Origin of the sequence: Vibrio sp. 10N.261.55.A10 (assembly GCF_041470825.1) — a bacterium.
Taxonomy (GTDB): Bacteria; Pseudomonadota; Gammaproteobacteria; order Enterobacterales; family Vibrionaceae; genus Vibrio; species Vibrio crassostreae_C.
In genome coordinates, this window is the sequence record NZ_JBFRNC010000085.1 from 1,521 (window position 1) to 1,853 (window position 333).

Genomic DNA, 333 nt, shown 5'->3' on the forward strand with positions numbered 1-333 from the left:
AGATATCTAAAGTCACAGAAAAAGACCGTCATTCAGTGGTAATAATGGATGGCGCAGGATGGCATACCGATGATATTGCTAACCCATTTGATAATGTCAGTATTATCAAATTGCCGCCATACTCACCAGAGCTTAACCCTATAGAGCAAGTGTGGAGTTGGTTAAGGCAACACTATCTAGCAAACCAAAACTTCATTGATTATAACGATATTGTTTCGAAGGTCTGTAGCGCTTGGAATGGATTTCTTGAGTGCAAAGATCGCGTCACAAAAATGTGTACAAGAGATTGGATTGACCTGATCAGTTAATTTTCCGGATTGGTATAATTGAACC

General features: G+C 39.3%; 1 protein-coding gene. It reads left to right on the forward strand.

Annotated features, from left to right (window positions below):
- On the forward strand, window positions 1-308 hold a 308-nt coding region (locus AB4274_RS20690; RefSeq protein WP_372113076.1), incomplete at its 5' end, for a transposase.
- Window positions 309-333: the final 25 nt, after the last annotated feature.